At 32.2% G+C, this 17,132-nt stretch carries 14 protein-coding genes; 11 read left to right on the forward strand and 3 right to left on the reverse strand.

What is annotated here, in order from left to right; genetic code table 11:
* The first annotated feature begins 15 nt into the window (after positions 1–15).
* Both WN975_RS03455 and WN975_RS03460 read left to right on the forward strand, forming a co-directional pair.
* A complete protein-coding gene (locus WN975_RS03455) occupies positions 16–513 on the forward strand; it encodes a GNAT family N-acetyltransferase (protein WP_337965227.1) in 498 nt (165 codons plus the stop codon).
* A gap of 32 nt (positions 514–545) precedes the next feature.
* On the forward strand, positions 546–1,205 hold the full coding sequence (locus WN975_RS03460; RefSeq protein WP_337965228.1) for a hypothetical protein: 660 nt from the start codon (positions 546–548) through the stop codon (positions 1,203–1,205).
* Between the two features lie 74 nt (positions 1,206–1,279).
* Here WN975_RS03460 and WN975_RS03465 read toward each other — a convergent pair whose 3' ends face one another.
* Positions 1,280–2,005 carry a DUF6090 family protein gene (locus WN975_RS03465; protein ID WP_337965229.1) on the reverse strand — a complete coding sequence of 242 codons (726 nt, stop codon included), beginning with the start codon at positions 2,003–2,005 and terminating at the stop codon, positions 1,280–1,282.
* A 220-nt stretch (positions 2,006–2,225) separates the two neighbouring features.
* On the opposite strand from WN975_RS03465, the gene WN975_RS03470 reads away from it, so the two are divergent.
* Positions 2,226–2,657 carry a hypothetical protein gene (locus tag WN975_RS03470; RefSeq protein WP_337965230.1) on the forward strand — a complete coding sequence of 144 codons (432 nt, stop codon included), beginning with the start codon at positions 2,226–2,228 and terminating at the stop codon, positions 2,655–2,657.
* A gap of 620 nt (positions 2,658–3,277) precedes the next feature.
* Here WN975_RS03470 and WN975_RS03475 read toward each other — a convergent pair.
* On the reverse strand, positions 3,278–3,856 hold the full coding sequence (locus WN975_RS03475) for a pentapeptide repeat-containing protein (protein ID WP_337965231.1): 579 nt from the start codon (positions 3,854–3,856) through the stop codon (positions 3,278–3,280).
* Between the two features lie 303 nt (positions 3,857–4,159).
* On the opposite strand from WN975_RS03475, the gene aspA reads away from it, so the two are divergent.
* The 6 genes from aspA to WN975_RS03505 all read left to right on the forward strand — a co-directional run bounded on the left by aspA (position 4,160) and on the right by WN975_RS03505 (position 11,463).
* Entirely contained in the window at positions 4,160–5,569 is a 1,410-nt protein-coding gene (aspA, locus tag WN975_RS03480; protein ID WP_337965232.1) for an aspartate ammonia-lyase, read from the forward strand.
* Positions 5,570–6,185: 616 nt separating this feature from the next.
* Positions 6,186–7,454, forward strand: a complete 1,269-nt coding sequence (locus WN975_RS03485; RefSeq protein WP_337965233.1) for a BamA/TamA family outer membrane protein — start codon at positions 6,186–6,188, stop codon at positions 7,452–7,454.
* Positions 7,455–7,588: 134 nt separating this feature from the next.
* Positions 7,589–8,263, forward strand: a complete 675-nt coding sequence (locus WN975_RS03490) for a response regulator transcription factor (protein WP_099711882.1) — start codon at positions 7,589–7,591, stop codon at positions 8,261–8,263.
* Between the two features lies 1 nt (position 8,264).
* Complete coding sequence (locus WN975_RS03495) at positions 8,265–9,668, forward strand: HAMP domain-containing sensor histidine kinase (RefSeq protein ID WP_337965234.1); 1,404 nt, start codon at positions 8,265–8,267, stop codon at positions 9,666–9,668.
* A gap of 77 nt (positions 9,669–9,745) precedes the next feature.
* Positions 9,746–10,468, forward strand: coding sequence for a hypothetical protein (locus WN975_RS03500; RefSeq protein WP_337965235.1), 723 nt, complete (start codon positions 9,746–9,748; stop codon positions 10,466–10,468).
* Between the two features lie 47 nt (positions 10,469–10,515).
* On the forward strand, positions 10,516–11,463 hold the full coding sequence (locus WN975_RS03505; RefSeq protein ID WP_337965236.1) for a bestrophin family ion channel: 948 nt from the start codon (positions 10,516–10,518) through the stop codon (positions 11,461–11,463).
* A gap of 335 nt (positions 11,464–11,798) precedes the next feature.
* Here the strand turns inward: WN975_RS03505 and WN975_RS03510 are convergent, their stop codons facing one another.
* Positions 11,799–13,217, reverse strand: a complete 1,419-nt coding sequence (locus WN975_RS03510; protein ID WP_337965237.1) for a PLP-dependent aminotransferase family protein — start codon at positions 13,215–13,217, stop codon at positions 11,799–11,801.
* 107 nt (positions 13,218–13,324) lie between these two features.
* Between WN975_RS03510 and WN975_RS03515 the strand changes: the two genes are divergently transcribed.
* Both WN975_RS03515 and WN975_RS03520 read left to right on the forward strand, forming a co-directional pair.
* A complete protein-coding gene (locus WN975_RS03515; protein ID WP_337965238.1) occupies positions 13,325–14,242 on the forward strand; it encodes an EamA family transporter in 918 nt (305 codons plus the stop codon).
* A 477-nt stretch (positions 14,243–14,719) separates the two neighbouring features.
* A complete protein-coding gene (locus WN975_RS03520) occupies positions 14,720–16,978 on the forward strand; it encodes an acyl-CoA dehydrogenase (RefSeq protein ID WP_337965239.1) in 2,259 nt (752 codons plus the stop codon).
* Positions 16,979–17,132: the final 154 nt, after the last annotated feature.

Below are 17,132 nucleotides of genomic sequence, written 5' to 3' on the forward strand. Positions count from 1 at the left end.
CATTTAAAATACAATATGATCACAATTTTAGAAGCAGCTATAGGCGACATAAAGCAAATTCAGACTATAGTACATATTACATGGCCAATTACTTATGGTGAAATTTTATCAAAAGAACAATTGGATTATATGTTGGATCTTTTTTATTCTGATGAAGCTTTAACGGAGCAATACAATAAAAGAGAGCAATTATTTTATATGATTTACGAAGGTGAAACTAATATAGGTTTCATCGGGATTGAACATAATTATAACGGAGAAGCAATAACAAAAATTCATAAAATCTATCTTTTGCCGGAAACCCAAGGAAAAGGAATTGGTAAAAAAGTTATTGATGAAATCGGGAAATTAGCTTCAGAAAATGATTCAACCGCTTTATCTTTAAATGTAAATCGCTTTAATTCGGCATTAGGATTCTACAAGAAAATAGGTTTTGAAGTTATCGATGAAGTAAACATTGAAATCGGAAAAGGTTATTTGATGGAAGATTATGTGATGAAGAAACCATTGTAATTAGATTGTATAAACTATTAATTATCCAAAAAATGAACTTTATTAAAAGCCTTTTAAATAAGACAAAAAGCTACGAATTTATATGGGATGAAAATGGGAAACATCAATTAGGTGGTGATTTACCAACTGAATTTGTAATACCAGAGAACGAGTTTAAGTCAAATTTTCAATATTTAGGATTCATAGATAATAAGGATGAAGTATTTAATTGGTTGCCTTTTAAACTAAATTTAATTTGTCCGATATATTTAGATATTGAGCTGGTATTTCTTGATTATGAAAATCCAAATGAACCAAAACTAATTTATCCAAAAAACACATCAGAAATAGGAAGTGCTTATAGAACTTTAGACTTAAATTCGAAAGTAGTCTATGAAGCTCAAAAGTTTTCTCTAAGTGAATTTGATGGTGTTACTGAAGATAATGAATTTGATATTAAGGGAATTGCGGGAAAACCACATTGGGATCAAGAACAAAATATTCCAGTTTGTCCGAAAACAAATAAGAAAATGAAATTTGTTTGTCAATTAACAAGTTGGAATGATGTGCCAACAAAATACACAAATGTAGTAGCGGAAGATAAGTATGAACAAAAATTATTTTCGAAAATGAATTTTTGGGAGGATGGAAATCTATATATTTTTATTGAACCAGACGCAAAAACGGTTTGTTATTTTATACAGAATACTTAACAAAGTACAATAAAAAAGACCTGATTTCTTAGTTAATTGAAATCAGGTCTTTTTTGTATTTAGTTTCTTCTGTATTACTTCTTTAAATCATATTCCTCATCAATTTGTTTAATGATAGTTTCTCCGGATTTAATCAAATTATTGTATCGTTCGTAAATCTGATTCCACGGAATTAAATTCTTTGATAATTCTTTTCCTTTTGGAGTGCTTAAAACTCTCCAATTATCTTCAATACTTTCAGGATTAGTAAGATTGTCTTCAAGATAACGCTCTAATTTATTTTGGTTTGACATCCAGCCAGACTCAGACGAATTTACTTCTGAAAGTGTTTGTTGGTAGAATTTCAGAATATTTAAGGAAAGAGAATCATTCTCAATATTCCCAATTCTTCCTGAAGAGACAAAACCGTTAAATCTGTAAATATTAGGTCTTAAATAAACATTCATATTAATAAGAGGAAGTTGCTTTTTTAAGCTATCCTTATCAAAAGGTTTGTTTTTATCCAATTTACTTAGAGAAGTATATAGTTTTCCAAATTCCTGATATTGTTTGATAATAGTTTTACTGTCATTAACATCACTTTGAATATCAGACTTTAATCCAAGTAAAAACTTTTTAACCTGATCTTGCTCGTGTCTGTGTTCGCTCCATCCGTGAAGCCAAATCGATAAGGAAACTGCAAAAACGATAATGAAAATCTCTAAACCAATTTCTTTTACTTTTTCTACAAAACTATGTTTTTTGCTTGTTGCTACTTCATGCATTTTTTTGGTATGTTTAATTACTTCTAATTCTGCCATTTTGTTTGTAAATTGGATTTTATGGTTGCAAAAATATGTTAAATGAAGTTAAAAACTTAAGTCTTTTTGAATTTATTTTGCAAAATAGTAGTCGTAAAAACTGATTATATATTTTAAATAGTGTGGAGAGTTTTGTCAGAATTTTTGATTTAAATAAAATTGATAATTTAATTTCACATCAATATTAATTTATCTTTGTTAAGTATAATATAATAAAGCAATGAGATATATCGTAATAGTATTTTTGTTTATAATTTCAATTTATAGTTGTGAAAGCTCGGCACAATCAATAAATATTCCCGATCAGATTAAAGTTTCAAACATTGAAAATAAAGTAAATGTAAAAGGCACAAAAATATTAATAAATGAATCTAAAGATTATATATATTATAATGAGTTAAAAAGATTTCAAAAAGATCCTAAAAATTATTTTCAAGTTATTGAAATTCCAAACCAGGACTATCATAAAGCTGTTACTAAAATAAGTAATAAAATTGATGAGCTGGAAAAACAAGGCGGAAGAACAAGAATAAAGAAAGAATTAAAATTAGGACTTTATGATGCTTATTTTGTTCTTGCTCCTCAAAATAATGATTCAGAGCAAATAATTCTTGCCTTTGGAGATACTTCTTTTTCAGTTTTAGTTATGTGAGTTTTTCCAAATGATGAAAAAGAAAGGAAGGAAATAACAGATTTAGTTTTAAGTACATATTATGATAAGAATATAAAAGTAAATATTAATGATAATTTACTTTATGATGTTGATTTAAAAAAATCAGAATTTGAATTATTAGATGTCATGGGTAATTTTGGGACATATACTATTGGTAAAGAGAAATTAGTTGGTAATGGGATCTACATAAACAATTTTTTAATTGGAGTTTTACCTAATAATCTTAATGATTTTGATTTGAAAACTTACAGTGATAAATTGATATATAAATATGGAAATAATATTTATAAATAGAAAAATGTTAAAATAAAGGTGATCTCTGAAAAAAAATATAAAGAAGGCGCAGATGAAATTATAAAGGTAGAAATGTCTGGAATTTTCGAAGGAAAAGAACTAAAAATGTATCAGTATATAAAACAAACACCAAAAGGTATAATTCAATTTTTAGGAACCGACATATCAAAAAAATATACTCATTTTAATGAGTACAAAAAAATCGCCGAAAGTATAAAATTAAAGTAGCTATTATTGCCGAGTAATTTTCTAATAAGAAAGATATAGTAAATCATCTAAGCCAATTTTATATTGGCTTTTTTTATTTAACTCACAATAATATCATGCTTAAACAGCAATCCTTTCAACTCTTTCAAAGCAAAAACAGCTTTCTTCAATTTAGTTTTTGAAGGATCAATAGTATAATTGTAACTCGTTTTAAAATCGGCTTTATTGGCGATGGCTTTGTCAAACTCTGATCTGTATAAATCGCAATTATCAAACAGAACACTTGTAAGATCAGTTGCCATAAAATCTACAGCAATCAAGCTGCAATTGGTAAATGTGGTGCCTTTTATTTTTAAAGTATAAAACTTTGAAAAATCCAGAATGCAATCGTGAAAGTGAATTTCAAAAATAAGTTTATCACACATAGCAAAATTCACTTCTTTAATTTCGCAACGGTTAAAAGTTGCCGTTCTAAAAGCAACATAATTAATTTTTGATTCATTAAAAATGCAATCATTAAAAACGCAATCAATAAAAGTAACCGCTAAAAAAGTACAGGCAGAAAAATTACAATTATTAAAAACACAACATTCAAAATCCTTAAAATTAAGATCGTCTTTACCATAAGTTTTGGTATTGTATTCTTTATCAAGGAAATATTCGGACTCTTTTTTCAATGCTGTTTTTTAATCTTAATTAGAGTCCGAAAGATACTAATTTTAAGCATTATTCTAAAAGCGTTTTTTTTAGAAAAACAGAGCTGAAAATCAATTCAATGTTTTTCAGAGCGTTGTATTTTTGTAATAATGACATTCATAATGATTTAAGATTTTGTGATCATTTGAATATTGGTTTTTTATATATTTAATTAAATAACTGAAAATTCTATGATTTTTTTAAGATTCAATATTTTATTGTAGTTCTAATTTGATGTAGCTTTACGCTGATTTTTAAAGTAAAAACGAAACAATTTATATCATATGGGATCAACAAGAAAAGAGCATGATTTTTTAGGAGAATTAGACATTCCGGATCATCTGTATTATGGTATCCAAACTTTTAGAGCTGTAGAAAATTTTAATATTACAGGAATTCCAATTTCAAAAGAGCCCTTATTTATCAAAGCTTTAGGTTATGTAAAAAAAGCCGCAGCTCTTGCCAATAAAGATTGTGGCGCACTTGACGCAAAAATTGCCGAAGCGATTTGCTACGGAAGCGATCAGGTAATTGCAGGTAAATTTGATCAGGAATTTGTAAGCGATTTAATTCAGGGCGGAGCGGGAACATCTGTAAATATGAATGCAAATGAGGTAATCGCAAACATAGGTTTAGAATATCTTGGACATAAAAAAGGAGAATATAATTTTCTACATCCCAATAATCATGTAAACTGTTCACAATCTACAAATGATGCTTATCCATCAGCGTTTAGAATTGCTCTTTATTTAAAAATGGAAAGCTTCATTAAAACTTTAGAAGGTTTAGAAGTAGCTTTTGCAGCAAAAGGCGAAGAGTTTAAAAGCGTCCTGAAAATGGGAAGAACGCAATTGCAAGACGCCGTTCCAATGACTTTAGGACAAGAATTCAAATCGTACGCAACTACAATTGACGAAGACGTTAGAAGATTAAAAGAAGCTCAAAGTTTGGTTTTAGAAATCAATATGGGAGCAACAGCAATAGGCACAAGAGTAAATGCGCCAGAAGGATATCCGGAAATCTGCGTGAATTATTTGGCCAAAGAAGTTGGAATTCCGTTGACACTTTCACCAGATTTAATCGAAGCAACAGTAGATACCGGAGCTTACGTTCAAATTATGGGAACACTTAAAAGAACGGCGGTAAAAATTTCTAAAATCTGCAATGATTTAAGATTGTTGAGTTCAGGACCAAGAACAGGTTTTAACGAAATCAATTTACCGGCACGTCAGCCTGGATCTTCGATTATGCCGGGCAAAGTAAATCCTGTGATTCCAGAAGTTGTAAATCAGACTTGTTTTTATGTAATTGGGCAGGATTTAACGGTTACAATGGCAGCAGAAGCGGGACAATTACAACTAAATGTAATGGAACCGGTTATTGCTTTTGCAATGTTTACATCGCTGGATTATCTTTCGAATGCAATTCAAACTTTAATCGATAAATGTATCGTTGGAATTACTGCAAATGTTGATCATTGTTATAATATGGTGATGAATAGCATTGGAATCGTGACGCAACTTAATCCAATTTTGGGTTACGAAGAAAGCGCAAGTATTGCCGGAGAAGCTTTAAAAATGAATAAAAGCGTTCATGAAATTGTTGTGATCGAAAGAAAATTAATTACTCAGGAAAAATGGGATGAAATTTATTCTTTGGATAATTTAATTCATCCAAAATTTATCACAAAGTAAGTTTTGATATAAAAAATATAATAACAAGCCGTCAGTAAATTGACGGCTTTTTTTATTAATAATGTTGTTTTTATGGCACGCGGATGGGACTGATTCGCTATCGCGAAAACGCGGATTTATACGGATTTTGTTCGCATTTTTGTCATTTCGATTTCTATCTTTTTCAGGAGCTAATCCCGACACTTCGGGACTATCGGGGCTAGGTCAATCATTTTCATAAGAATATTTTCGTATAGTTTGTCATTTCGACGGAGGAGAAATCTTCGCAAGTAACTCCGCAACGAGAATCTAATCTTTGTCGAGCTTCTCGTGGAGATTTCTCCTCCGTCGAAATGACAAAAATGCATGTAAAACCAGCGTAAATCTGCGTTTTCGCGATAGCGAATCCCCGTCATCCGCGTGCCATAAAAATCAAAGTCACCAATCTTCGTCGATTTACGTGTGTGATTTCTCCCTTCGCTCGAAATGACAAAAACTTTGTGATTTTACACCTTCAACTATATTTGAAATAATTACTTATCTCATTATTCTTAATAAGAATTGTTGTGTAAAATATTGAAAATTAGCTATATATTTACATAAGGATTGAATGTTATTTAGAAAATGAAATTTTAAAATGATAAAATCTTTAAAAAATATTTACTTCCATTATCAATATAAAATCTTAGGGTTACTCTTTTTTATTTCATTTCATTCGATCGCACAAACCGAAACCACTAATCCGGAAATTTGCCCTCCAAAAACAATATTAGAAATCTTCAAAAAGAAAGATTCTGCTTATGTTGTTAAACCCACAAAAAACGATTTTTTCTTAATAATTCCTGCTATTGGTTCTCAGCCTGCAACGGGATTCTTTTTTGGAGCCGTTGCGCAATATACCTTTAAAGGAAAACAAGAAGCAGACAAATATTCAATCGCCAATTTAGGCATAACTTATACAACCAAAAAACAATGGCTTGTAAATGTCAAGAACAATATATTACTAAGAAATAATAGGATTTTTTTAAGCGGAGATTACAGATTGTATATTTTTTCGCAGCCCAATTACGGATTAGGAACAGATATAATTCCGCATCACAGCAAAAAAGCAGGATTTAGTATCGATTCTATTGCAGAACCTATGGATTATAATTATTTCAAGTTTCATCAAACCGTTTCGTTTGAAGTTGCTAAGAATTTTTATGTTGGTGGCGGAATAAATTTGGATTGGTATTCGAATATAGAAGATGAAGATTTAGATGTCGAAAACGGACAATTTACATATCATTATAACTATAGTCAAAAATATGGATTCAATAATTTAGAGTACTTTTTGAGTGGAATGAGCCTTAATTTAGTTCACGATTCAAGAGACAATCAGGTAAATTCGACACATGGATGGTTTGCTAATATCAATTATCGCTTTAATCCGGTTTTGTTTCATAACCAGGAATATAGTAATGTTTTATACGCAGAATATAGAGGGTTTTTTCCTCTTTCGAGCAAGAACAAAGGATATATTTTAGGAGTCTGGACCTATGGACAATTTGTAACCAGAGGAAAAGTTCCGTATTTGAATTTGCCCGCAATTGGTTGGGATCAGCGAAGCAGGAGCGGAGAAGGATACACACAAGGATTGTTTAGAGGAAACGGATTGGTTTATCTTTCTACAGAATTCAGATTTCCAATTACTTGCAATCAAATATTTAGCGGAGTCGTTTTTACCAATTTTGTAACCGCAAGCAATAGCGACACAAATACAGCGCTTTTTAGTTCTATTCAGCCTGCTGCGGGCGTTGGTTTGCGTATTTTAATTGATAAAAAAACTAGAACCAATCTTATTGTTGATTATGCGTGGGGAAATAATTCTAAAGGATTTTATCTAAATGCCGGAGAAACTTTTTGAGATATAGACTATTGTTGACACTTTTTTTTAAGACACAAAAGTTGCACGCTTCACAATTAAATCATAATTATTAAAATATTCTGAGGCTTATTTTAAACTCAATTCTTATTTTTGTTAACCATACACAAATTAAGATGAAATTACTTATAGTCGAAGATGAACCAAATCTTTTGTCGATTTTACGAAAAGGTTTTGCCGAAAACAACAATGAAGTAAGCGTTGCTCTTGATGGTAAAACAGCTCTTGAAATGATTCATAATTACAATTTTGATGTTGTAATTCTCGACGTAATGTTACCGGATATCAACGGAATCGAAATTTGTAGAAGATTGCGTGCCAGCAAGAATTTTGTTCCCGTTTTGCTTTTAACAGCGCTTGGAACTTCAGAGAATATCGTAACGGGATTAAATGCCGGTGCCGATGATTATTTGGTAAAACCATTTAAATTTGGAGAACTTGATGCAAGAGTAAATGCCTTAAACAGAAGAGCAAATCAGGATACCGAAAAAGTTGATACTATTGTAATCAGCGATTTAGAAATAAACGGAAAAGCCAAATCTGTAAAAAGAGACGGAGAATCGATTATTTTAACCGCAAAAGAGTTCAAATTACTGTATTATTTGGCTAAAAACACGGGTAGAATTGTGTCTCGCGATCAGATTTTGGACAATGTTTGGGATATTAATTTTGACATGAATACCAATGTTGTCGACGTTTATATTACGTATTTAAGAAAGAAAATAGATAAGCCTTATTCGACTAAACTTATTCATACCATGAAAGGTTTAGGTTATATTTTAAAGCCATAAAATGGATGTAAGAAAAAAAATAACTTTTACATATGTAGCACTTTCGACCTTTAGTACACTATTATTGTGTATCATCGTTTTTGTTTTGTTTCGCGAAAATAATCGCTATCATTTCTTAAAACGACTGGAAGACAGAGCTAAAATTGTGGCTTCAATTCATTTTCAAAAAGATCCTGAAAAAATAAAGTATTACAAAAATCTGAAGAAAAACGGATTAGAGGAACTTATTGAGGAAGAAGAATTTGTGTTGAAAATAAACAGCGCCAATAGTTTTGATTATAATACAAAACTGAATCTTCCGAATGAGTTTTATACCAATATTCTAAAAACCGGTGAAGATTATTATGAAGTAAATAATAAGTATTATTTAGGACAAGTTTTTACAGAGAATAATCAGCGATATATTGTAATTGTAGGCGCGCGTGATCGTCGAGGTCCAACAACGACAATTTATATCGTAAAAATTATGCTTTTTGGAGGAATAGGATTTGTGTTTCTGGCCTTCTTTTTAGGGCGTTTTCTAGCCAAACGTGTTATTAATCCTGTTGCAAGAATTACCAGAGAAGTTAATAGAATTAGTGCTTCAAACTTACACAACAGATTACCGGAAGTCAAAAACTCAGACGAAATATCAGATCTTACAGAGACTTTTAATGATATGTTGGATCGTTTGGAAACCTCTTTTGAGATTCAGGCGAATTTTATCAATAATGCTTCTCATGAATTAAAAACGCCAATAACAACGATTATCGCCGAGTCGGAAATTATGCTTTTGAAAGAAAGAGAAGTTCCGGAATACATTCAATCTTTAGAGAATATTTACAATCAGGCTTCGAGATTAGGAAACTTAACCGAAAGTTTGCTAAAACTTACTCAAACGGGTTATGATGGAAAGAAACAAGTCTTGGATATTGCGAGAATTGACGAATTATTAATGGATGTAAAATCGGATTTGGATAAAATTTATCCGGATAATCGCGTGAGTATCAAGCTTAATTTTGCACCAAAAGATTCTAATTTGTTTTTAATTCCTTGTAATAAACCGCTTCTGGAATTGGCGATAAACAATATTATTACGAACGGAGTTAAATATTCGGATAATAATGAAGTTTTCGTTACGCTTTCTGCTAATCAGGAATGGATCAAAATTTCGATCAATGATATCGGAATCGGAATTCCGCCAGAAGATATTCCGCATTTGTATGAACCTTTCTTTCGAGGAAAAATTGCTGCCAAATATATCGGTTATGGTTTAGGACTTCCTTTGGCTTCAAAAATTATCCGCATGCATGACGGTGAAATTCAGGTACAATCAGAACAAAATAAAGGTACAATTGTTACGATTGTCTTCAATAAATTAAACATCAAGAAAAACAACATTAAAAATTCTAATGTTGAATCTTAGGAAAATCTAATATTAGATTAAGACCCTTCTAATTTGCGTGGAGTTATTTTGTATGTATAAACTAAAAGATTATACATATGAAAAATTTTCTTATACCAACCACTTTAAAAGATGATACTATTTGTGCTGTAAAATCTGCAGTTAACCAAGCAAAAGAATCAAACTGTGAAATCATTTTAATGATGGTTTCTGAAACTCCGGACGCTTTTTCGTCTTCGCATTTTTTACGCGAAATGAGAACTGGACTTACTACAAGTCAGGAAGAAGTTCTGGAAACTTGCAGATATATTATTGAGCACACGCCAAACTGCAAAATTAAAGTACACAATCAATACGGACTTTCGTCACCAATTTTTAAACGCATAATCGAGGTTTTCTCTGTAAAATTGGTAATTCTGACACATTCTTATAAACAAGAAACAAAACGTATTCATCAATATTTGATTCAATTAGCCGGAAACCAAAAATGTCCAATTTTACATTTAGGACTTGAACAGGCTAAAAACGATTTCAATAAAGCACTTTATATCGAAAACGGAAATGCAAATATGCACGTTAAGGATGTTCAACAATTTCTGAATGAAAATTTCTCTTATGAAATTGTAAGTCAAACAGCCAATTTTGATGATAATTACGAAAATTTCGCCCCTTATTTATCCGAAGCAATTTCTAAATACGACATCGACTTGTTAGTAGAAACACGCAAAGGCGAGAAAATCAAATTTAAGAAAACAAAAAAAGAAAATATTAATGAAAAACTCGGACTTCCGGTGCTTTCATTATACGAAGAGTTGGTTTAAAACTGAATCTTCTTTTAAAATATAGTTTTAATTAAAAAACGGAAAATATGTTATTAAAGAAAAGAATACCAATGCGATATGTACTGGGAAAAATCAAGTTAGAGTTAGCCTTGGTTATGACTTATACGATTTTGTTTGAAATTTTTCACCATTATTTCATCAACGTAGCAGTCGAAATTCCAATCGCGGTTCCAACAATGGTAGGTACAATTATCTCTTTATTATTAGCTTTCAAATCAAATCAGGCATATGACAGATGGTGGGAAGCAAGGATTATTTGGGGTTCAATTGTAAACGAATCCAGAACTTTGGTAAGACAAATGCTGACTTTTTATAAAGACCCTGATTTTTCTGTAGAAGCAAATGAGTTTAAAGAGAATTTCACGAAGAGACAAATTGCGTGGTGTTATAGTCTTGGGCAAGCTTTACGAAATAAAGACGCCATAAAACCTATCAAAGAATTTGTTAGCGAGGAAGAATTGAATTTTGTAAAAAATCACCAAAATATTCCAAATGCGATATTGTTGCTTCATGCAAGAGATTTAAGAATTGCCAAAAAAGACAAACGTCTTAATATGTATCAGCAAGTAGAAATTGACGGTACTTTGACAAGATTATGTGACGCAATGGGAAAATGTGAGCGTATTAAAAACACGATTTTTCCAACGACTTATAGCTTGTATATCAGAATGACATTGTATTTATTCATTCTTTTATTGCCTTTTGGTTTGATTAGTTTGTTGAGCTGGTTTGCAGTTCCGTTGATTACAATGATTGGAGGAACTTTCTTTTTGATCGAAAGAATGGCAATTCATTTGCAAGATCCTTTCGAAAACAGACCAACAGATACGCCAGTTACAGCGATTTCGAATACAATTGAAAAAAACTTAATGCAAATGCTAAACGAGTTTCAAAGCGAATTTGATATCATCAAAGAATTTAATCTGAAACCAGAGCCTAAAAAAGCGGAAAACGACGCTTACTTCGTTTTATAAATTAATATTGGTTTTAATTTGTTAGTGAGACAACATCTTTATAGGTGTTGTCTTTTGTTTTTTATAATGTTTTGGGGTTATTTTGACGAAATTGAATGCCGTTAAATTAAGCTCGCAAAGTTTTGTCATTTCGACGGAGGAGAAATCACACGCGTAACTCGACAAAGATTGACGATTTTCTTTGCAGAATTTCTAGTGCGATTTCTCCTCCGTCGAAATGACAATATTGTGTTTCACGCAGTTTATAGCAGATTTATTTTGAGATAATAATCTGCATAAATCGGTTTAAATCCTTTTAAAATCTGCGTGCAAAAAATCCAAAGTTATAATGAACGTTATTTCCCCGCTAATCTTCCCAGCGTTTGTATTGATTGACGCAATTCATTTGTCCACGGCAAACCAAAACTCAATCGCATGCAATTAGAAAACTGATCTTGCAAAGAGAAAATCCTTCCGGGCGCAATACTAATATTATGTTTCATTGCCAAATGATAAAATCCCGCCGTATCAAAGCTTTTATCAAGTTCAAGCCAAAGAAAAAATCCACCTTGAGGCTGACTTACTTTTGTTCCAGTCGGGAAAGATTCCAAAACTGTATTGATATAATTATTACAATTCTGATTCAGGATTGTGCGTATTTTTCTAAGATGGTTTTCATAACGCCCGTTTTTAAGAAAATCTCCCACAACCTGATGCGTAATAGTAGGCGAGGAGAGCGTGTGATATATTTTGTTTCTTAATATCTCCTTTTTAAATTTCCCCGGCGAAACCCACCCCACACGATATCCCGGAGCCAGAGTTTTAGAAACCGAACTACAGCAAAGTACGATTCCGCTTTCGTCATACGTTTTACAATTCGTTGGTCGGCTTGAGCCAAAGTACAAATCGCCGTGAATATCATCTTCGATTAAAGGAATATTGTAAAATTCCATTAATCTGACAACTTCGATTTTATGCTCATTTGGCATCATACTTCCAGACGGATTACTAAAATTGCTCATCAATAAACAAAGCTTCACTTTCTTAGACGAAAGCGCTTTTTTCAACGCATCAAGTTCAATTCCCGTTGTCATATTTGTAGGCAATTCCATGATGTACAAACCAAGCGATTTAGCCAATTGTAAAATCCCGAAATACGCCGGACTTTCAGTAATAATAGTATCTCCCGGTTTAGTCAGCGTCATCAAACAATGCGAAATTGCGCTCGTGCATCCCGGCATTGTTATAATATCTTCCTCCGTTAGAGACCCGCCCCAAGTAAATGACCATCGGGCAATTTCTCGCCTTAAATTCGGATTACCTTTTACCTCCTCATAACTCGTTCCACTATTTGGGAGTTGTCGCATTGCCTGAACCATTCCTTTGTTTAATTTGGCGATTGGCAGCAATTCATTAGACGGAAATCCCAGCGAAAGCATTGTAATATTCTGATCCGTCATATTACCATAAACCTGATCGATTAAATCTTGTCTGTCAACGTTTTGACATCTCAAAATTGGGCTGCTTGGCGAAGGTTCAGTAATTATTCTGGCCGAAGTATTACTTACATAATAACCAGATTGCGGTCTTGATTCGATCAAAGAACGGCTTTCGACTTCATAATAAGCCTTACTAACCGTGCTCATGCTGTAACCGGTTTCGGCACAAACTTCGCGTATTGACGGCAATTTGTCGCCAACATTTAAAACACCGGATTTAATCTGTTTTTCGATTCTGTCAGCAAACTGAAGATATAAGTAATTTGAATTTTTCATCGTAAAATAAAAACTGTTATGGTGCAATTTACAAAAACTGTATCTGTATTGCTATTTTATTTTTTAGAAATTTGTTTTATCAGAAAATCACTTAAAAAAAGCTTTCCGTGAAAACAACAAAATACTACATAGCAGCGATTACATGTTTTGTAATCTGGGGATTTTTTAGTTTGGTTTTAAAACCAATACACGATTATGCCTCTTTAGATATTTTATTTTATCGTGTCTTTAGTTGTAGTATTCTAATGTTGCTGATTGCTTTTACATTCAGACGAAAAAAAGTCAAAGAAGCCATCGAAACCTTCAAAGGATTTACGAAAGCAGAGAAGAAGAAAACTGTTTTACTAAACATCGGCGGAAGCGTTTTTCTAATGGCAAACTGGTTCACATTCATTTATGTAATGAATCATGTTAGCGTAAAAGCAACTTCTTTGGCGTATTTAGTTTGCCCAATTTTAACGACATTATTAGCGTATTTTATTTTGCATGAAAAACTAAGCAAAACGCAATGGATGGCTGTAGGATTAAGCATTTCAGGATGTTTACTTTTATCGTATGCCAACATTATGGATATGTTTTTTAGCATCATAATCGGTTTTACATATGCATCATATTTAGTAAGTCAGCGTATTAATAAAGGTTTTGATAAATTTATAGTTTTAACGTTCCATATTACAATGGCAGCTTTATTTTTAGTGCCATTTTATCCGGCTTATAGCGGTCCGGTTCCAACAGAATTTAAGTTTTATTTCTGTATCGAAACCATCGCAATTTTGTTTACAATCTTTCCATTGTTCCTTAATTTATACGCTCTTTCGGGAATTAATTCATCAACAGTTGGAATGCTTTTAAATATTAATCCAATGATTGCTTTTCTATTAGCAATGTTCTTATATAAAGAACAATTTGGACCAATACAGATTCTGGCATACGGAATCGTTTTTCTTGCAGTATTAGTTTTTAATTCACATCACATTTTTGCTATTAAGCAAAGAATATTACAATATCCAAAGGCTCTAAAATAACGAAAGGTTGTTTATATTTTTTATTGGTTTAGAAGTTAAATTACCAGAACCTTTAGGATATTCAAAGCAGGAATGATTAATTTTATTCCTGTTTTTTTATATTTTTTTGCCACGAATTTCACGAATTTTCGCGAATTAGAAATTGCTTTTCTAATGCATTTTAATCGCCAGATTAAAGGGAAAATTCGTGTTCATTCGTGAAATTCGTGGCAACATTTTTTTCTTTTTAATTAAAATTACCAGAATCTTAACAGGATATGTAAACAGGATTGAGTATTTTCAGTCCTGTTTTTTATGCATTTAAATGTGTAAAAAATTATGCCACCGTTTAAAGGGATTTAACAGATTTTTTTAGCCACGAATTCACGAATTTTTTTAATCTATTAACGCAATCATTCGTGAATTCGTGGCTATCTTTCGCAACAAAAATTAATCCTTTTAATTGGTGGCAAAAATACAAACTGAAGAACTATTTATATGAAAAATACCAAGCTCCAAGCCTTTACTCCGTTGTTTTATTTAGTGTGGTCAGATGATTTGCTGACTCAAAAAGAGTTTACCACAATTCAGAAATTTATCAATGATTTATCGTGGCTTTCGCCCGAAGAAAAACAACAACTTCTTTCGAAAGTAGATATTTCAAATCCGCCTTCGCGAAATGAACTCTCTCAATGGAAATTGGATATTGAAAAAAGCATTCAGAATAAAACAGACATAAAATCACTTTTTGATATTGCAGAAGCAGTTTCAGAAAAAGACGTAGATATTTCGGATCTGAAATCCAGTTTTATAAAACTAGAAAATGATTTGGGAGTTTTGGGAGAAGAAGCAATTCAGAATTTCAAAACTAAAGCAGGTTCTTTTACTGCAAATTCCCAAACTAATAGTGATTTTGATATTCAGAAAATAACAGAACTTCTGGACGGAAAAGAAGCTGCGATTATTAAAAAAGTCAAATCGATTATTTCAAAACCTGAATTTGCTTACGAAACTTCAACAGATATAAATGTCTACCGACAAACGGTTTACAATTGGTGTAAAATCCTGGCAGAAGAAAATTTGGGAAATATGGCATATCCAAAACAATATGGCGGAGGAGAAAATATAGCCGATTATTTTGCGATTATGGAAACCTTGAGTTACCACGATTTAAGTTTAGTGATAAAATTTGGTGTTCAGTTTGGACTTTGGGGAATGAGCGTTCAATCTTTAGGAACCGAGAAACATTATGCCAAATACTTAAAAGATATTGGGACGTTAAAAATTCCGGGTTGTTTTGCGATGACCGAAACACATCACGGTTCAAACGTAAAAGGTTTAGAAACCACAGCAACTTACAATCATAGCGATCAGACATTTGTAATTCACACGCCAAACAAGAACGCACAAAAAGAATATATTGGAAATGCTGCGGTTCACGGACAAATGGCAACTGTTTTTGCGAAATTAATTATTGACGATCATGATTATGGCGTGAATGCATTTGTGGTTCCGCTTCGTGATACAAACGGAAATACTTTAAAAGGAGTTACGATTGGCGATTGTGGTCATAAAATGGGTTTAAACGGCGTAGATAACGGAACCATAAGTTTTGATAATGTTGTGATTCCGAAAGAAAATATGCTTGATCGTTTTGCTTCTGTTAATGATAAAGGCGAATTCGAAAGTCCGATTCCAAGTGACAATCGACGTTTTTTTACCATGTTAGGCACTTTGGTTGGAGGACGAATTGGAATTCCGCGTTCAGCTTTGGCTGCAGCCAAATCAGGATTGACGATTGCCATTCGCTACAGCGATCAAAGAAGACAGTTTGGACCGGAAGGAGGTTCAGAAGTTCCGATTTTAAATTACAGAATGCACCAACGTCGTTTGATTCCGCCTTTGGCTAAAACTTATGCCGTTCATTTTGCTTTACAATATCTTACGAATCGTTTTCTAAACAGAACCGAAGCAGAAATGCAGGAAATCGAAGCTCTCGCAGCGGGAATGAAATCATATTCGACGTGGAGTACAAGAGATATTCTGCAAGAATGTCGCGAAGCTTGCGGCGGAAAAGGATATTTATCTGAAAATAGAATTGATGCGCTTAAAAATGACACCGAAATTTATACCACTTTTGAAGGTGATAATACCGTTTTGATGCAATTGGTAGCTAAAAACCGTTTGTCTGAATTTAGAAAATCATTTGGTGAAATGGGTGCTGCTGGAATTATCAATTATGTATTTGAAAATGCAAAAACGGCAATTACAGAGAAAAACCCAATTGCAACACGTAGAACAGATGATGAACATTTACTTGACGGAGAGTTTCATTTGCAAGCATTTATTCATCGTGAAAAAGCGATACTAGCTTCGGCAGCAAGACGTATCAAAAAATTGGTTGATGGCGGTTTAGAACCTTATGATGCTTTTAATGTTGTTCAGCATCAAATGATTGATGTTGCTCAGGCTTATCTTGAAAGGGTAGTTTTGGAACAATTTCAATTGGCAATAAAAACAGTCGAAGATCAAAAGACAAAAGAAATATTGATAAAACTGAATCATTTATACGCGCTTTCGCAATTAGAAAAAAACAAAGCTTGGTATCTTGAAGACGGATATATGGAAGCGGTAAAAACTAAAGCAATCCGTAAAATCGTTAATCAGCTTTGTTGGGATATTCGACCAGATGCAGTTTCGTTAGTAAATGCATTTGATATTCCTGAGAGTTGTTTGGCGGCACCAATTGCGGTTTAGTTTTTTTTAAATTTTAAACCATATAAGTGATATAAGTTCATTTAAAAGTTGCAACGATCTTTGTCAAAGTTTGAAACTTTGACAAAGGTTTTCGTAGTCTTGTCATATCAAAACTATTAATGATATAATTATTTTTATATCACTAATAAATAAA

It is taken from the genome of uncultured Flavobacterium sp., assembly GCF_951805225.1.
GTDB lineage: Bacteria > Bacteroidota > Bacteroidia > Flavobacteriales > Flavobacteriaceae > Flavobacterium.

Coding starts and splice junctions, on each gene's coding strand:
- WN975_RS03455 (WP_337965227.1), top strand. CDS start 16: ATGATCACAATTTTAGAAGCAGCTATAGGCGACATAAAGCAAATTCAG.
- WN975_RS03460 (WP_337965228.1), top strand. CDS start 546: ATGAACTTTATTAAAAGCCTTTTAAATAAGACAAAAAGCTACGAATTT.
- WN975_RS03465 (WP_337965229.1), bottom strand. CDS start 2,005: ATGGCAGAATTAGAAGTAATTAAACATACCAAAAAAATGCATGAAGTA.
- WN975_RS03470 (WP_337965230.1), top strand. CDS start 2,226: ATGAGATATATCGTAATAGTATTTTTGTTTATAATTTCAATTTATAGT.
- aspA (WP_337965232.1), top strand. CDS start 4,160: ATGGGATCAACAAGAAAAGAGCATGATTTTTTAGGAGAATTAGACATT.
- WN975_RS03485 (WP_337965233.1), top strand. CDS start 6,186: ATGATAAAATCTTTAAAAAATATTTACTTCCATTATCAATATAAAATC.
- WN975_RS03490 (WP_099711882.1), top strand. CDS start 7,589: ATGAAATTACTTATAGTCGAAGATGAACCAAATCTTTTGTCGATTTTA.
- WN975_RS03495 (WP_337965234.1), top strand. CDS start 8,265: ATGGATGTAAGAAAAAAAATAACTTTTACATATGTAGCACTTTCGACC.
- WN975_RS03500 (WP_337965235.1), top strand. CDS start 9,746: ATGAAAAATTTTCTTATACCAACCACTTTAAAAGATGATACTATTTGT.
- WN975_RS03505 (WP_337965236.1), top strand. CDS start 10,516: ATGTTATTAAAGAAAAGAATACCAATGCGATATGTACTGGGAAAAATC.
- WN975_RS03510 (WP_337965237.1), bottom strand. CDS start 13,217: ATGAAAAATTCAAATTACTTATATCTTCAGTTTGCTGACAGAATCGAA.
- WN975_RS03520 (WP_337965239.1), top strand. CDS start 14,720: ATGAAAAATACCAAGCTCCAAGCCTTTACTCCGTTGTTTTATTTAGTG.